This window comes from Methanolobus sp. ZRKC5, from assembly GCF_038446525.1.
GTDB lineage: Archaea > Halobacteriota > Methanosarcinia > Methanosarcinales > Methanosarcinaceae > Methanolobus.
Window position 1 is genome coordinate 973,081 of sequence record NZ_CP151792.1, and the last position, 14,266, is coordinate 987,346.

Sequence of the window (14,266 nt, forward strand, 5' to 3'; positions counted from 1 at the left end):
TTAGTTGCCTCCAAGTGCTGCAAATTCCTTGTCCATCTTTTCCAGGACAACATTCAGTGCACTCTCGAAGTCCTCTTCGAATTTAACCTTGGCAAGCTCATCCTTTGACTCAAGGGAGAGAATATCCGCCATTGGTATTCCTGCTTCAAGTGATGCCTGTGCCATGTCACTGTACTTGGAGATTGCTTTCAATAACTTGTACTGCTTATCGAATGGACAATATGTGTCAACAGGGTGGAACGCATTCTGCTGAAGGAAGTATTCCCTAAGCATACGGCAGATCTCAAGAACCAGCTGCTGGTCTTCCGGAAGTGCATCGGAACCGACGAGCTGCACAATCTCCTGAAGTTCGGATTCCTGCTGGAGAAGCTCCATTGCATGGTCCCTGAGTGGTACCCAGTCAGGTGCAACGTTCTCTGTGAACCAGTCAGAAAGACCCTGAGTGTATAGACTGTAACTTGTAAGCCAGTCTATGGATGGGAAGTGTCTCCTCTGTGCAAGTTTTGCATCCAGTGCCCAGAATACTTTTACAATACGGAGTGTGTTCTGTGTAACAGGTTCTGAGAAGTCACCACCAGGTGGTGATACTGCACCAATAACTGTAATAGAACCTTCTTCTGCTGCAAGTGATTTTACTACACCTGCACGCTCATAGAACTCAGAGAGCCTTGCAGAAAGGTATGCTGGATAACCTTCTTCACCAGGCATCTCTTCAAGCCTTGAGGAAATTTCCCTCATTGCTTCTGCCCATCTGGATGAAGAGTCAGCCATAAGTGATACATCGTATCCCATGTCACGGTAATATTCTGCAATTGTGATACCTGTGTAAACAGATGCTTCACGAGCAGCTACAGGCATGTTAGATGTGTTTGCGATAAGAACTGTACGTTCCATTAGTGGACGACCGGTCTGTGGGTCCTGGAGTTCAGGGAACTCATTCAATACATCAGCCATTTCGTTTCCACGTTCTCCACATCCGATATAAACTACAATGTCAGTGTCACTCCACTTTGCAAGCTGCTGCTGGGTAACTGTCTTTCCTGAACCGAATGGACCAGGGATAGCTGCAGTACCGCCCTTTGCAACAGGGAAGAGACCGTCAAGAATCCTCTGACCTGTAATGAGAGGTCTAGTTGGAATAAACTTCTTCTCGACTGGACGTGGCAATCTTACAGGCCATCTCTGCATCATGGAAATTTCAGTGCCATCTGTAAGGACACATACTGTTTCGTCAACCTTGAACTTTCCGGACTTTATTTCTTCAACTGTACCGGAAACTGTAGGCAACATCATGATCTTGTGCTCAATGTTCGCTGTTTCCTGTACAACACCAATTACTGAACCGCCTTTTACGGAATCTCCACTTGATACAGTAGCTTTGAATTCCCATACTTTGTCACGGTCAAGACCGGGAGCGGTAACACCTCTGTCAATGAAGTCTCCCATCTTTTCCTGGAGTACTTTCAGAGGTCTCTGAATACCATCATAAATACTTTCTAATAAACCTGGACCGAGTTCTACAGAGAGAGACTTTCCAGTGTTCACTACAGGTTCACCTGGTTTGATACCAGATGTATCCTCATATACCTGAACAGTAGCTTTGTCACCTTTGATTCTGATAACTTCGCCCATTAGACCTTCGTGACCAACATGTACTACATCGTACATTTTTGGCTTGATACCCATAATAGTGACAACTGGTCCGGCCACACGATAAATTTCACCTTTCATTTCCACAGATCTACACCTACCGATTGCTTTATTTTTTCCCTTAAATTCGAACTTTCCCCACTACCTCCGAGAGTCACAACAGTTGGCTCAACAGAGTCATTGATAGTGTTTCTCAACATCTCCGGTAGTTTAATCAGATCATCACCGTGCATTACCAGAATGCCGACTTCTCGATCCTTAAGTATACTTTCTACTGTGAGTTCAAGTTCGCTATTATTAACTTCAAATATTTTTTTAACACCGGCCAGTCTGAAACCTGTTACAAACTCGCCACTTCCGACTACTGCTAATTCCATCAGATCACCAACTGTTCCTTGATAACTTCATCATCGAGGTTGGCGGCTTTGCCACGTACAATTATCCGCAAATTGTTGATCTCATTCTTTTTAGTTAACATATAGTCCATAATTGGTACAATTGAGATTGGATAAACATGTGAAAAGCTTGCTGCAGATTTAAGCCTGTGTTTTTTCAGTCGGCTCTCAACATCGATCAATGAAACCATATCCGGACTTACAACATCTGAAATAACATCCCAATATGGATTCTTTTCAAGCTCTGAGATAAAATCTGCAAAGGAAAGAGGCATTAATCTCTCAATATCCTTAAGCTTTAACTTGAGTCCACCCTCTACCATCAGACCCATCATATCAGGATCTGTAATTCCGGATTTCTTCAAGCGGAAAAGCGTTGTAAGGTTTTTCATATCAATGCCCATCCTGATAAATCTCGCAAACAGCTTGCGATCTTTGGATTTTGATTCGCCTACTACCTCAAAAAGCCCAGCGTAGTAAATTATATCGAGTTGATTCTCGATATCCGAAAGATTTGTACCATCATAATTCTTCAGTATGGAGTAATACTCAGTATTTGCAAGCTCAGAGATGATCTCCTCATAAGTTGCTTTTGCCGCAAGGTCTGAAAGGTAAGTATAACTAAACCTTCCTGCTGCAACAAGGGCATCAAGGATTTCCTCTGTAGAAGCATTACAGTATTTACCACGGAGAATAGTCTTTATATTCCAGATATCATACTGCTTAAGTTTCTCACCAACAAGGAAATTCACATCGCCTTCAGAGATAGTAAGTAATTTTGTGAAGGTTACAGCAAGATTCCTGTTAAGTGCATGTTCGATAAGATCTGCGCCTTCATACTGCCTCGCCAACTCATCAACATCTTCTTTATACTCAGATTCTTCAATGAACCTGGTAATTTCATCAATGCTCATGTTCATGAGCCTAGGGTAGGTCTCTTTAGGCAGGATCTTACTCTTCATTGCACGTACACGTGCAGTAGTGTACGCGTAATTTGCATGACCCTTTGACTTCGTCCTTTTAGAACTACCACGCTTAAATTTCTGCAACAGCTGCATTTAAAAATCACCCGAATAAAATATCAGATGTCTGCTTCAACAACCGCTCATTCACGCTTTTAAGGATGCCATCGTAAGTATAATCCAATTTGATAGTACCGTCTTCATTCTCAATAACAACACCGCCAAGACAATCAATGTTGCCGGTGTATTCAAGTGAAGACAACTTTTTTACAATCTCCTCAGATCCAGCGTCGGAATAAATCCTATTGCCGCTTGACTCATAAGATTCTATGAGGCTTTTAAGGAGTTCTTCGTTTTTCTCTGGAGAGAATGTGGATATGGTTTCTACAGCCTGGACATATACTTTATCGAGTATCTCCTTGCGTGCATTGAGCAATGTGCGCTTCACTTCAAGATTTGCACTGGATATTTCTTGCTGCCTGACTTTTTTAATATCATCTTCTGCTTTTGCGAGACGTTCTCCCATAATCCGTTTAGCATTCTGCTTAGCTTCGTCCAGAATCAGGGAAACTTCTGCATCTGCTTCGGAATCCAATTTGGAAACCTCTGACTGAGCAGCATCCATGATATCTTTAACAACAGTTTCAAGTCCCATGCTCAACACCTCTGGAAAATTTAAGAGCGAAATACACGCTCTTAAATTAGCTGATTAACAATGCAACTACCAGGCCAAAAATTACAATTGTTTCTGGAATAACAGTCAAGATAAGACCCTTACCAAAAAGGCTCTCATTCTCAGCCATTGCACCAATTGCTGCACTACCGATGTCTTTTTCGGCAATACCGGATGCGATACCTGTGAGACCTACTGCGAGTCCTGCACCGATTGCTTTTAACCCTGCTGGGTCCATTACAGCCATTGTTTCTGTTACCATTTAATTATTCCTCCGTGTATTTTCTAATATATCCAAATGGATCGTATTTACGTCCCCCACCTTCGTAGAATTTTCCGAAGAATTCTACATACTGCAACCTGAGTGAGTGTAAACCGGGGGCGATAATACTCAGGACAGTATTCAATGCGTGTCCAAAAAAGAACACGATAATTGCAAAGATAGTCATTCCACCAATCGGCGTACCTGGTTCCCAGATCATTTCAAAGGCGATCAGGTTGACAGTTGACGCAATGTAGATAGATGACAAACCTACAGCTATGATACGAGTGTATGATAGAGAGTTACTGAGAAGCGAAGGCAGCTCAATTGGCCCTTTAATTCCTTCTCCTTTAAGAAGCATTACAAATCCTACAAGGAAAACAACAACACCGAGTATCGTTGCGATTGAAGGAAGTACTGCTACATAACCGAGAATTGCCAAAAGCAAACCAAGTTCAATAACTATCCAGCTACCTTTCTCAAAAATAGCTGCTGACATTCCATGTTTCCTGTTCTCATTAATGAAACCAAGTAGATAACCAATGTTTATGTGAACCAATCCCAGAAGGGCGGTAAAGACAATCATTGTCATTACAAGGTGAGTCCTGTGAACAGGATAAGTAATCATTTCTCCTCCGACAGGAGATGCAAAGAGGTTCACTGTTTCAAACCCTTTGATCAATCCTTCAGCAACTCCATGCTCCGTATGCAGACTTGCAAGCGGGAATCCCAGGAATTCACCATATAACACACCAAATATCAAAGTTGATATCTGACAGTATATAAGAACATTCATGAGAGGTTTGATAGCATCTGAAGAGACTGCTTTCTTGATACCAAGAGCCAGTGCAAGAAGTATTAATGCATAGCCTATGTCACCAAGAATCATTCCATAGAAGAGTGGGAAAGAAATGAAGATCAATGTAGTAGGATCAAGTTCCTTATATGTTGGTCGTGCATAAAGGTCCATGATCTCCTGAAAAGGAGCGGCCACTTTAGGATTGTCGTATTCTATTGGAACGACTTTTTCATCCTCTTTTGTCATTTCCTGTTTGGAAACAAACGCACGTCCTTTTGTAGCTGTTTTCACAACATGTTCCAGCTCAGCAAAGTCTTCATCAGGAATCCATCCATCTACCATGAATGTACTTTCTGAAGTTGCGATCCTAAGAGGAGCTTCTGACTTTTGGGCTTCAATTGAAAGAAGCTCATTGCTGGCCAGAATGAAATCAGCATATTTATCTTTCAAAGATTCGATTTCTGCATCAATTGCTTCAATCTGTTTCAGTAATCCAGATTCCCGTGATATGATGCCTGAAAGAGACTCTGATGGCATTCCACTTGCATTTGGAACTCTAAGTTCCCTGAAACCCAGCTCTGCAAGCAGCTCTGCAACTTCACCTGATTTTTCATTAGAAACGAACAGTGCTACAGTACCTTCTTTAGCATCGTAGAATATTTCGTATGAAGAAGTGATTTTGGAAACTGCAGACTCTACATCTTCCTTCACATATCCTGTGAACACAGAAAGATGTTCGTAGCCACGATAGAGATCAAGATCAAGAGAAATATTAGCAAATGGAAGCAATTCTTTCTTAAGAGAATCTATTTCTTTAAGTTCTGCTTCAAGTTTGCTTTTCTGTTCAGTCTTTGCATCCAGTTCAGCATCCAGCTTATTGAGAGTGTCATCAAGTGAAGAAAGAACAGCCGTATTATCCTGTTTTTTGGATTCTGCGTCCTTTACACCCAGTAAACTGGCTATTGACCTGATCTTGATGAGTTTCTTGGAAACATCATCTACATTCTCAAATGGTCTGCCTATACGGAGACCGGAATTATCGTCATTGAAATCTTCGATCTGAAACAGATTTGACTTGTGCAGAGCATCGACCGTTTCTTCAAAAATGCTTTTATGGCCAACGATCACGGCACGACTCATCTGCTTTAGTTCAAGCATGGATTGCCCTCTCGAACTCGTTTACAATTAATTCAACAGCTTCATCGACCTTGGATGAAGTTGAACCGGCAATTGCTCCAGCTTCACTAGTACCATCATCGATGATTTTTTCTTTATCTGACTTGATAGACTCTTCTGCAGATTTCATTGCACTTTGTGCAGATTTCTGTGCATCAACCTCGGCCTGTTTAATGATTTCCCTGGCCTCGGTACGTGCACTGGCGATACGGTCATTTTTTCTTTTGCTACCGTCGTCAACCATTTTTCGTGCATTGTCTTCTGCCTCTTTGATTTCCGACAAGATTTTTTCTTTGGCCATGCTAATCCTCATGTGATGAATTGCTTATTATCCTGATAAATCATCATCTCCTACTGCTAGCTCACATATAAAGTATTCGGTTTTCCGGATGCTAACACTCAGGAAATGATAATGATTTATCATTAAAATGACAGGAATTACTTACCATCAAGTATTCTTAATGCTGCCCTTGGATATTGTTTCCCAATTATCCGTAGCTAATAAAAGATATTAGAACTCAATGCATAGACTTATCGAGTCTAAGCGGAAGTTGAGTTCCTTTGGGGATGCTGTGGATATAATTGTTCCTAAATTCGGGGTTGCGCATCATGCAATATTCAGCAGAACCTTTGTATGCTTCATGCTGACCCATCCTAGCCCATATTGCGGAAAGCTTTTCCTCACGAATATTTCCAAATGAGAGAGGAGTATATGCGCATGGAAGAACATCTCCACCGGCTGTTGTATGCATCCATCTCCGGCCTGCAAAACAACCGAACTGATCAGGACCCATAAAATTAGGGAATGAAGTAACTCTTGGACCCTCCCATTTTTTGTTCATTGAACTCTGGAACTTGCCAAGGCGATCAACATCTTTAGAGGTAATGACCTCGTCCTCATGATCCATCCACCTCCCAACGGCTATGATCTCATAAATAGACATTTCCTGCATACCCATATCTGCTGCGAAATTATAGAAACCATCAAGGTCATCAATGTTATGAGGAGAAACGACCACAAAGAGATCGGCAAGAATGCCTGCATTCACCATGTGCTCTATCCCATTTACAGTGTTCTTGAAAGCGCCTTCCCGTCCCCTTACACGATCATGTTCAGCCTCATCAGGGCTATCCAGGCTCATGTGTGCAGCAAAAAGACCTGCTGCCTTCAACTCCCTGGCCCTTTGTTCGTTCAAGCTAAAACCTGATGTGAAACAGGTAGCTATCGCACGAGTCTTATCCACCTTTGCAACCATTTGCGCAAAATCTTTCCTGAGCAATGTCTCCCCACCATCAAAGGCTATGTAGTAAGAACCAAGATCAATTGCCTGCTGTATGGCGCTATTGATCTCATCGTATGTCAGAATCGGGTCTGCTACAATGTCAGCCGCACCACAGTGTATACAATCATAAGGACAATGTGTGGTAATACCTATAGAGAACTGATCCGGAAGCCTTTTCTTTAGAATAGAAGCTACTTGTGCACCAATCATCCTATTGAATATCTCACCGGGCATAGGAGGAGCCCATGTTGAAAATATAATGTTTTCCTCGTCTGCCTGTATCGGCTTCTCTTCCAGAAAAATCCTATTGATCCTCTTTAAGATTGGCTTTGCAACAGGAGCTAACGGACCTTCGGCATCAAGAACCACTTTTCCGTTTTCAGTGCTTGCATTTACTTTAACTACTGATTTATCATAAACCCTCATGAAGTCACCTGATAATTAAATAAAATTAAAGAATATCCCCTGGGAGCATATCAACTGTAATAAGATCAGTTACAAGCTCAAGTTTATCCCTTGCATCTGAAGAGGGGAAAGAAGCAAGGATGTCTTTTGCACTCTGTACACAATCGCGTACTTGCTGCAGTGTTTTCTCCACTGCCGAGTCATGGTCCATTACCCTCCTGTAAATAAGAGGCAATGTTACGGATTCATAAGTGGAGCTTTTATCTTCAAGTTTGTTAAGGTACTCAAGAAGATCATCAACGATCTGGTATGCATTACCCACATTCTCACCAAAGGACCTTAGTTTCAGTGCAGTGGCTTCGTCTGCATCTGCAACATACGCACCTATTGCAGCACTTGCAGCGAAAAGAGAACCGGTTTTCTTACTAATGCACTCATAGTAGTTCTTTTCCATGAATCCCTCATCCACACTGGAAATATCAATGGTCTCACCTTCAGCCATATACATGCCAGCCCGGCCAAATTCATTTACAGCATTGTTGCCATACTCGGAAATCAGCGATATAGCCTTAGATATCAAAAAATCTCCGCAAAGAATAGCTGCCGGAATACCATATTTTTTATGTGCTGATTCAACACCCCTGCGTACAAGACCACCATCAAGAACATCATCATGTATAAGAGAAGCAGAATGAATAAACTCAATAGCAAGCGCTGCATTGATACTAACCCTGGAATTGCCACCGCACATCTCCGTACATAACACCAGCATTACAGGCCTGATATTTTTACCACCGGAACTACATATATGAAGAAGCATCTTCTTCATCTGGGACTTATCATCCATGGAGCTGACCATCCCTTCCTTGGTCTCTTTGATAAGCTGGTATTCTTCCAGATCCTCTATTTGTATCATATATATCGTCCAATCATTCTGAGTATTTAGAAGGACAACTCACCACGATCCGGTTCGCCTCAACAGTTCCACCAGACACCATTTTCCCGTTTATACTAATGCTTTGCCCTTCTACTAAATTAGCCGGAAGCGAACCTGTGTATTCAACATGCAGTTCAAAAGAAGAGTCATCAAGATCCTGAAGAATAAAGGAAGTACCATCAGTGGATATCTCCAAAGTTTCGTTCTTGATCGTACCCATAGTGTTAACGTCACGTCCCACGTATTTATCGGAATTTTCCGATAACTCCGAGATCATAGGATAACCTTGGGAAAGGTCCACATTCCAGAGACCCACAAAACCAACAATGGCAATGAAAGCAACTGCAAGAACAGTTTTCTGTTTTTTATCCATAAAAGCACCTCATAATGACATTATTTCGTCATTTTGCGACATTGACACAGTACCCTCATTCGGGAACGCAATATGTATGCGACATATACTGACAATGTAATCCATGTGATCGCAAATGCAATTTCTAACGCGCCTATAAAGAATCACCTCTATATCAGGTTAACCTTTGCCATCCATTTGCATTAAGAAGAACCCTTGCAGCAATAAACGAACACGTATGAACCAATGTGTACATTGACGGATTTTACCTGATAATCAAGTATTAATATGGGTGTGCACTAGTATAGTTCCATCCTATATATAGGTAAACATACGAACAAAAAAACCTCATGATCAACTATGGTAAAACCTCCAAGACTTATAGCCTGGGAAACAACAGCTGGATGTAACCTTTCATGCAAACATTGCAGAGGGTCATCCACTGAAAAAAAACCAGAAGGCGAGCTCACAACAGAAGAAGCATTCCATTTCGTAGATGAGATAAAAGAGATAGGAGATCCCATCCTCATTCTGAGCGGAGGTGAGCCGCTTGTAAGGGAAGACATATTCGAAATCGCGAGATATGCCACCGAAAAAGGCCTCCGTGTAGCCATGGCCACCAACGGGACACTTGTGACACCTGAAATAGCAGAGAAGATTAAAAGTGCCGGCATACAGAGAGTCAGCATCAGCCTTGACGGCTCAAGTTCAAAGACCCACGATGATTTCCGTTGCATGCCAGGAGCATTCGATGGCGCAGTATCCGGAATAGAAACTCTGAAAGAGGCAGGAGTAAGCTTTCAGATAAACCCCACTATCACAAAGCGCACCATAGATGAAATACCGGAAATACTTGAAATGGCAAAGGATCTCGGTGCCGATGCTCTTCACATATTCCTTTTGGTCCCCACAGGTAGGGGAAAGGAACTTGAGAATGACGAGATACCACCTGTAGAATACGAAAGGATACTAAACTGGTTCTACGACAGGCAGAAGGATGCAGGCATTCAGCTCAAAGCCACATGTGCACCACATTATTTCAGAATAATGCGCCAGAGAGCAGAGAAAGAAGGTATTGAGATCAGTGTGAAGACACACGGTTATGAAGCAATGACAAAGGGTTGCCTTGGTGGAACTGGATTTTGTTTTGTATCAAGTACGGGAGATGTTTTCCCATGCGGATACCTTCCTGTACTGGCAGGAAACATAAAAGAGAAGACTTTCAAAGATGTCTGGGAAAACTCTAAAGTATTCAATGACCTGCGTGATGTTTCCAAACTTAAAGGAAAATGTGGAAGGTGCGAATACAATACAGTATGCGGGGGCTGCCGTGCACGTGCCTATGCTGCCACTGGAGACTACCTGGAAGAAGAGCCTTACTGTATATATGTACCTAAAAAACAGTGATTTTAATGATAGTGCTTGATGATACTGATAAAAAGATACTCAATACAATACAATTTGAATTCCCACTGGAAACCGAGCCGTTTCAAAAGCTGGGAGAGCAACTGGGTATCAGTGAAGACGAAGTGATCGAAAGACTTGATAGACTGCAAAATGAAGGAGCAGTCAGGAAAGTAGGACCAATCATCAACCGCAAAGGAGTTGGTGGTACAAGCACCCTCATAGCGGTTACCGTCCCTGAAGAGAAAGTGGATGAGGTTGCAGGTTACATCAATGAATATCAGGAAGTATCCCACAACTACCACCGCCCTGAGAAATTTAATATCTGGTTCACAATATCTGCACCTAACAGAAAAAGGATAGACAGTATACTGGAAGAACTTCGGGAAAGAACAGGGCTTGAATTCATCGACCTGCCTACAAAAAAACTGTTCAAGATCGGAGTCAGATTTAACATCAGGTGATAAAATGGATGACATTGATGAGAAGATAATAAAACTGACACAGAACGGCATCCCACTTAAAAGATCACCATTTGCAGACATCTCCAGTAAACTTGGAATTAGTGAACAAGAGATCATCGAACGCCTCCAAAAGATGAAGGAAGAAAAGGTCATCCGCAGGTTCGGTGCATCCATCGGCCATAGAGATATCGGAATTATTGCAAATGCCATGTGTGTCTGGAACGTACCTGATGAGAGGACAGAGGAAGTAGGAACAATCATGGCAGGCTTTTCAGAGGTCACACACTGCTATGAAAGACCAAGGGCATCTGGATGGGATTATAACCTTTTCACAATGGTGCATTCATATACCAGAGAAGAATGTTATGAGATTGCAGCAAGGATATCCGAAGCCACAGACATCAAAGATTACAAACTTCTTTTTAGTGACAGGGAATTCAAGAAAACTGGAGTTCGATTATAATCGCAATCTTTAACTAATTTACAGAAAAAGCAGAAGGCAATCATTCCCGGAGATGGAGATATGAAAAACAAGAACCACTTCCTGCCACTGCTGATAGATATGAACGATAAGAATATCGTTATTTTTGGAAGTGGGTCGGTTGGAGAAAGAAAAGTTAACCTGTTCTCAGCATATGCACCTGTGACAGTTGTGAGCCGCAGTTTTTCAGATACTTTTTTTGAGCTGGAACGCAAGAACAATGTTACACTTATCAAGGCAGATGCCGGAAAGCTCACTGATGCAGACATAAATGACATTATAAAAGAAGCTTTTCTTGTAATACCAGCCACCAATGACAGAACCATAAATGAAAGAATAGTAAATCTTTCAAAACTGTATGGAATTCTAACCAATGAAGTAGATGCCATTGGAGATGTAACAGTTCCTGCTGTAATTAAGCGTGGAGGACTGACCATCAGCATTTCCACAACAGGATCAAGCCCTGCATTTTCCAGGTTCACAAGACAGCAGGTAGAGAAAATTATCACTCCTGAATTTGCAGATATGATAAAGATACAGGATGAGATGAGGACGTACCTGAAGAATGAAGTTCCTGACCAGAGAGATAGAAAAGATATATTGTGGGACATACTTGAGAGTGAAGAGGTATGGGCTGCGCTGAAAGAATCCTATGAAAAAGGGTTTAAAATAGCACAGGATATAGTAAGGAAGAAAATAAGCGAGAAAGTTAGATGAACATGTACCATATCCACTGCCACTTGAGTAATTGTATAAACATGAGGTGCCCATGACTGAAATAACCAGTATGGTGATCACCCATTCCAAAGCAACTGTAGAGGAAATCGAGGAAGCATGGGACGGGGACATCGAGAATATGCTGAAGGATCTGCATTCCAATGATCTGGTCCATGAATGTGTAGTACTGAAGACCTGTAATCGTGTGGAAATATACATCGTTTCCCCAAAGGGAAGCAGTGTTCTATTCCAATTCGCAAAGAAAATGGGACTTTCTTCTAACATTATTGACTTTTTTGATCACGAAGAATCCATAATGCATCTGTTAAAACTGGCATGTGGACTTCAGTCCATGATAATAGGAGAAGACCAGATACTTGGCCAGATAAAGGACCTCTATCTGGTTGCAAAGAAGCTTGGAACTACCGGAAGGATGTTGGATACCGCATTCAGCAAAGCGATCCAGGTCGGAAAACGTGTAAGAACTGAAACTGAGATCAACCATGGAGCGCTTTCAATTGCATCTGCCTCTGTAGACCTGGCTGAGGAAACCGTAGGGAACCTCAAGGACAAGATGGTACTTGTTATCGGCACAGGAGAGATGGGGGCACTTGTCACACGTGCACTTTCCCACAGGGAAATTGAGCTGATGTATATTGCTAACCGCACGTATGAGGCAGCAAAACAACTTGCTGATGAGATGGGAGGACATGCAGTACACTTTGACCAGATAGATGAGAATCTGAGGAAAGCAGATGTAGTCATCAGTGCAACCGGTGCGCCACACTTTGTCCTGAAATACGAACAGGTTGAAAAGGCCATGAGTTACAGGGAAAAAGAAATTCTTTTTATAGATATCGCAAATCCAAGAGATATCGACCCTTCAATCACAGACATACCCCATGTAACCCTATATAATATAGATAACCTGAGAGTCATCAATGAGAAAAACCTCGAGCTAAGAATGGAAGAGGCTAAAAAAGCCCAGGAAATCATTGAAGAAGAATTCAGTCTGCTTAATAAACAATACAAACAACAAAAAGCAGACTATCTCGTATCCGAGCTGTATGCACAATCATACAAGCTCCGCATTCAGGAAAAAGAGAAGGCTGTAACTAAATTGAGTGCATATCATACGATTGGTGAGACCGAGAGTAAAATAATTGAGGATCTTACCCACTCAATAATAAATAAGATTCTTGCAGAACCCACAAAAGTCCTGAGATATGCAGCAGAAATAGGCGATGATGAACTGCTGGATGCAGTGGGTAAATTGTTTAACGTTAGTAAATCCAGCTTAAATACAAAGGTTAAGGATGAGATGGTAAAATGTTCCCCGAGCGCAGAATGAGAAGACTGAGAAGTGGCAAGATAAGAGACCTGGTACGCGAAACTTCGTTGTCGGTCAATGACCTGATATATCCCGTGTTTGTTAATGAGACAATCAACTCTCCCAGGGAAGTATCATCCATGCCTGGTGTCTTTAATGTACCGGTGGAAAAGATAGCAGATGATGCAAAGGAAGCTGCGGATCTTGGCATACCAGCAATGATGCTTTTTGGCATACCAGAAACAAAAGACGAACACGGAAGTAGTGCATGGGGTGACGATGATGTTGTACAACGTGCAGTTCGTGAGATCAAAAGTGAACTCGGTAAGGACATGCTTGTTATTACTGATGTCTGCCTCTGCGAATACACCAGCCATGGCCATTGTGGGATGGTGGACCACGATACAGAAGAGATTATGAATGACCCCACACTGCCACTACTGGGAAAGACAGCAGTAAGCCATGCAAAAGCCGGTGCTGATATGGTAGCACCATCAGGAATGATGGATGGCATGATAAGTGCAATTCGCAGTGAACTCGATGACAACTCACTCCATAATACCCCCATCATGTCCTATGCTGCAAAGTATTCTTCATCATTCTACGGACCTTTCAGGGATGCAGCAGGATCAGGATGTTGCTTTGGGGACAGATCTACTCATCAGATGGACCCTGCAAACTCAGATGAGGCATTAATGGAAGCTGCACTTGATATTGAAGAGGGAGCCGATATAATCATGGTCAAACCGGCGCTTCCATACTTAGATATAATATATCGCCTCAAGACCGAATTCGAGATACCAACTGCAGCATATAATGTCAGTGGAGAGTATGCAATGCTCAAGGCAGCAGCCCAGAACGGATGGCTCGATGAGAAAGCGGCCATGTACGAATCCCTCCTGTCAATAAAGCGTGCAGGTGCCGATATGATAATTACCTATTTTGCCAAGGATATGGCTCAAATGTTAAAATAATT

16 protein-coding genes are annotated in these 14,266 nt (G+C 42.2%); 6 read left to right on the plus strand and 10 right to left on the minus strand.

What is annotated here, in order from left to right; translation table 11 throughout:
* The 10 genes from WN948_RS04625 to WN948_RS04670 form a co-directional block, all read right to left on the minus strand.
* Window positions 1-1,737, minus strand: coding sequence for an ATP synthase subunit A (locus WN948_RS04625; protein ID WP_342305844.1), 1,737 nt, complete (start codon window positions 1,735-1,737; stop codon window positions 1-3).
* Window positions 1,728-2,027: a V-type ATP synthase subunit F gene (locus WN948_RS04630; protein ID WP_342305845.1), complete on the minus strand. Its 300-nt coding sequence runs from the start codon at window positions 2,025-2,027 to the stop codon at window positions 1,728-1,730. The genes WN948_RS04625 and WN948_RS04630 overlap by 10 nt, the downstream gene beginning before the upstream one ends.
* Window positions 2,027-3,103 carry a V-type ATP synthase subunit C gene (locus WN948_RS04635; protein WP_342305846.1) on the minus strand — a complete coding sequence of 359 codons (1,077 nt, stop codon included), beginning with the start codon at window positions 3,101-3,103 and terminating at the stop codon, window positions 2,027-2,029. The genes WN948_RS04630 and WN948_RS04635 overlap by 1 nt, the downstream gene beginning before the upstream one ends.
* 7 nt (window positions 3,104-3,110) lie before the next feature.
* Window positions 3,111-3,662 (minus strand): V-type ATP synthase subunit E, encoded by a 552-nt coding sequence (locus WN948_RS04640; RefSeq protein WP_342305847.1) that lies wholly within the window; start codon window positions 3,660-3,662, stop codon window positions 3,111-3,113.
* A gap of 46 nt (window positions 3,663-3,708) precedes the next feature.
* On the minus strand, window positions 3,709-3,942 hold the full coding sequence (locus tag WN948_RS04645; RefSeq protein ID WP_342305848.1) for a V-type ATP synthase subunit K: 234 nt from the start codon (window positions 3,940-3,942) through the stop codon (window positions 3,709-3,711).
* Window positions 3,943-3,946: 4 nt separating this feature from the next.
* Window positions 3,947-5,899 carry a V-type ATP synthase subunit I gene (locus WN948_RS04650; RefSeq protein WP_342305849.1) on the minus strand — a complete coding sequence of 651 codons (1,953 nt, stop codon included), beginning with the start codon at window positions 5,897-5,899 and terminating at the stop codon, window positions 3,947-3,949.
* The gene (gene ahaH / locus WN948_RS04655; RefSeq protein WP_342305850.1) at window positions 5,892-6,230 is read right to left on the minus strand and encodes an ATP synthase archaeal subunit H; all 339 of its coding nucleotides are present in this window, start codon (window positions 6,228-6,230) and stop codon (window positions 5,892-5,894) included. Before ahaH ends, WN948_RS04650 begins: the two co-directional genes overlap by 8 nt.
* 205 nt (window positions 6,231-6,435) lie before the next feature.
* On the minus strand, window positions 6,436-7,626 hold the full coding sequence (locus tag WN948_RS04660) for a radical SAM protein (RefSeq protein ID WP_342305851.1): 1,191 nt from the start codon (window positions 7,624-7,626) through the stop codon (window positions 6,436-6,438).
* Between the two features lie 25 nt (window positions 7,627-7,651).
* Window positions 7,652-8,521 carry a polyprenyl synthetase family protein gene (locus WN948_RS04665; protein WP_342305852.1) on the minus strand — a complete coding sequence of 290 codons (870 nt, stop codon included), beginning with the start codon at window positions 8,519-8,521 and terminating at the stop codon, window positions 7,652-7,654.
* Window positions 8,522-8,534: 13 nt separating this feature from the next.
* A complete protein-coding gene (locus WN948_RS04670) occupies window positions 8,535-8,915 on the minus strand; it encodes a cytochrome c maturation protein CcmE (protein WP_342305853.1) in 381 nt (126 codons plus the stop codon).
* A gap of 339 nt (window positions 8,916-9,254) precedes the next feature.
* Here WN948_RS04670 and ahbD point away from each other — a divergent pair, with 339 nt between their 5' ends.
* The 6 genes from ahbD to hemB are packed head-to-tail and all read left to right on the plus strand — an operon-like array spanning window position 9,255 to window position 14,264.
* The gene (gene ahbD, locus WN948_RS04675; RefSeq protein ID WP_342305854.1) at window positions 9,255-10,301 is read left to right on the plus strand and encodes a heme b synthase; all 1,047 of its coding nucleotides are present in this window, start codon (window positions 9,255-9,257) and stop codon (window positions 10,299-10,301) included.
* Window positions 10,302-10,306: 5 nt separating this feature from the next.
* Window positions 10,307-10,762 (plus strand): AsnC family transcriptional regulator, encoded by a 456-nt coding sequence (locus WN948_RS04680; RefSeq protein WP_342305855.1) that lies wholly within the window; start codon window positions 10,307-10,309, stop codon window positions 10,760-10,762.
* A 4-nt stretch (window positions 10,763-10,766) separates the two neighbouring features.
* The gene (gene ahbB / locus WN948_RS04685; RefSeq protein ID WP_342305856.1) at window positions 10,767-11,225 is read left to right on the plus strand and encodes a siroheme decarboxylase subunit beta; all 459 of its coding nucleotides are present in this window, start codon (window positions 10,767-10,769) and stop codon (window positions 11,223-11,225) included.
* A 60-nt stretch (window positions 11,226-11,285) separates the two neighbouring features.
* A complete protein-coding gene (locus WN948_RS04690; RefSeq protein WP_342305857.1) occupies window positions 11,286-11,960 on the plus strand; it encodes a bifunctional precorrin-2 dehydrogenase/sirohydrochlorin ferrochelatase in 675 nt (224 codons plus the stop codon).
* A 52-nt stretch (window positions 11,961-12,012) separates the two neighbouring features.
* Window positions 12,013-13,311 (plus strand): glutamyl-tRNA reductase, encoded by a 1,299-nt coding sequence (gene hemA, locus WN948_RS04695; protein WP_342305858.1) that lies wholly within the window; start codon window positions 12,013-12,015, stop codon window positions 13,309-13,311.
* A complete protein-coding gene (hemB, locus tag WN948_RS04700; RefSeq protein ID WP_342305859.1) occupies window positions 13,290-14,264 on the plus strand; it encodes a porphobilinogen synthase in 975 nt (324 codons plus the stop codon). Before hemA ends, hemB begins: the two co-directional genes overlap by 22 nt.
* Window positions 14,265-14,266: the final 2 nt, after the last annotated feature.

What these genes read in the sequence shown, in the direction of transcription:
- WN948_RS04665 (WP_342305852.1), bottom strand. Translation starts at nt 8,521, where the DNA reads ATGATACAAATAGAGGATCTGGAAGAATACCAGCTTATCAAAGAGACC.
- WN948_RS04660 (WP_342305851.1), bottom strand. Translation starts at nt 7,626, where the DNA reads ATGAGGGTTTATGATAAATCAGTAGTTAAAGTAAATGCAAGCACTGAA.
- hemB (WP_342305859.1), top strand. Translation starts at nt 13,290, where the DNA reads ATGTTCCCCGAGCGCAGAATGAGAAGACTGAGAAGTGGCAAGATAAGA.
- ahaH (WP_342305850.1), bottom strand. Translation starts at nt 6,230, where the DNA reads ATGAGGATTAGCATGGCCAAAGAAAAAATCTTGTCGGAAATCAAAGAG.
- WN948_RS04640 (WP_342305847.1), bottom strand. Translation starts at nt 3,662, where the DNA reads ATGGGACTTGAAACTGTTGTTAAAGATATCATGGATGCTGCTCAGTCA.
- hemA (WP_342305858.1), top strand. Translation starts at nt 12,013, where the DNA reads ATGACTGAAATAACCAGTATGGTGATCACCCATTCCAAAGCAACTGTA.
- ahbB (WP_342305856.1), top strand. Translation starts at nt 10,767, where the DNA reads ATGGATGACATTGATGAGAAGATAATAAAACTGACACAGAACGGCATC.
- WN948_RS04690 (WP_342305857.1), top strand. Translation starts at nt 11,286, where the DNA reads ATGAAAAACAAGAACCACTTCCTGCCACTGCTGATAGATATGAACGAT.
- WN948_RS04630 (WP_342305845.1), bottom strand. Translation starts at nt 2,027, where the DNA reads ATGGAATTAGCAGTAGTCGGAAGTGGCGAGTTTGTAACAGGTTTCAGA.
- WN948_RS04680 (WP_342305855.1), top strand. Translation starts at nt 10,307, where the DNA reads ATGATAGTGCTTGATGATACTGATAAAAAGATACTCAATACAATACAA.
- ahbD (WP_342305854.1), top strand. Translation starts at nt 9,255, where the DNA reads ATGGTAAAACCTCCAAGACTTATAGCCTGGGAAACAACAGCTGGATGT.
- WN948_RS04635 (WP_342305846.1), bottom strand. Translation starts at nt 3,103, where the DNA reads ATGCAGCTGTTGCAGAAATTTAAGCGTGGTAGTTCTAAAAGGACGAAG.
- WN948_RS04670 (WP_342305853.1), bottom strand. Translation starts at nt 8,915, where the DNA reads ATGGATAAAAAACAGAAAACTGTTCTTGCAGTTGCTTTCATTGCCATT.
- WN948_RS04650 (WP_342305849.1), bottom strand. Translation starts at nt 5,899, where the DNA reads ATGCTTGAACTAAAGCAGATGAGTCGTGCCGTGATCGTTGGCCATAAA.
- WN948_RS04645 (WP_342305848.1), bottom strand. Translation starts at nt 3,942, where the DNA reads ATGGTAACAGAAACAATGGCTGTAATGGACCCAGCAGGGTTAAAAGCA.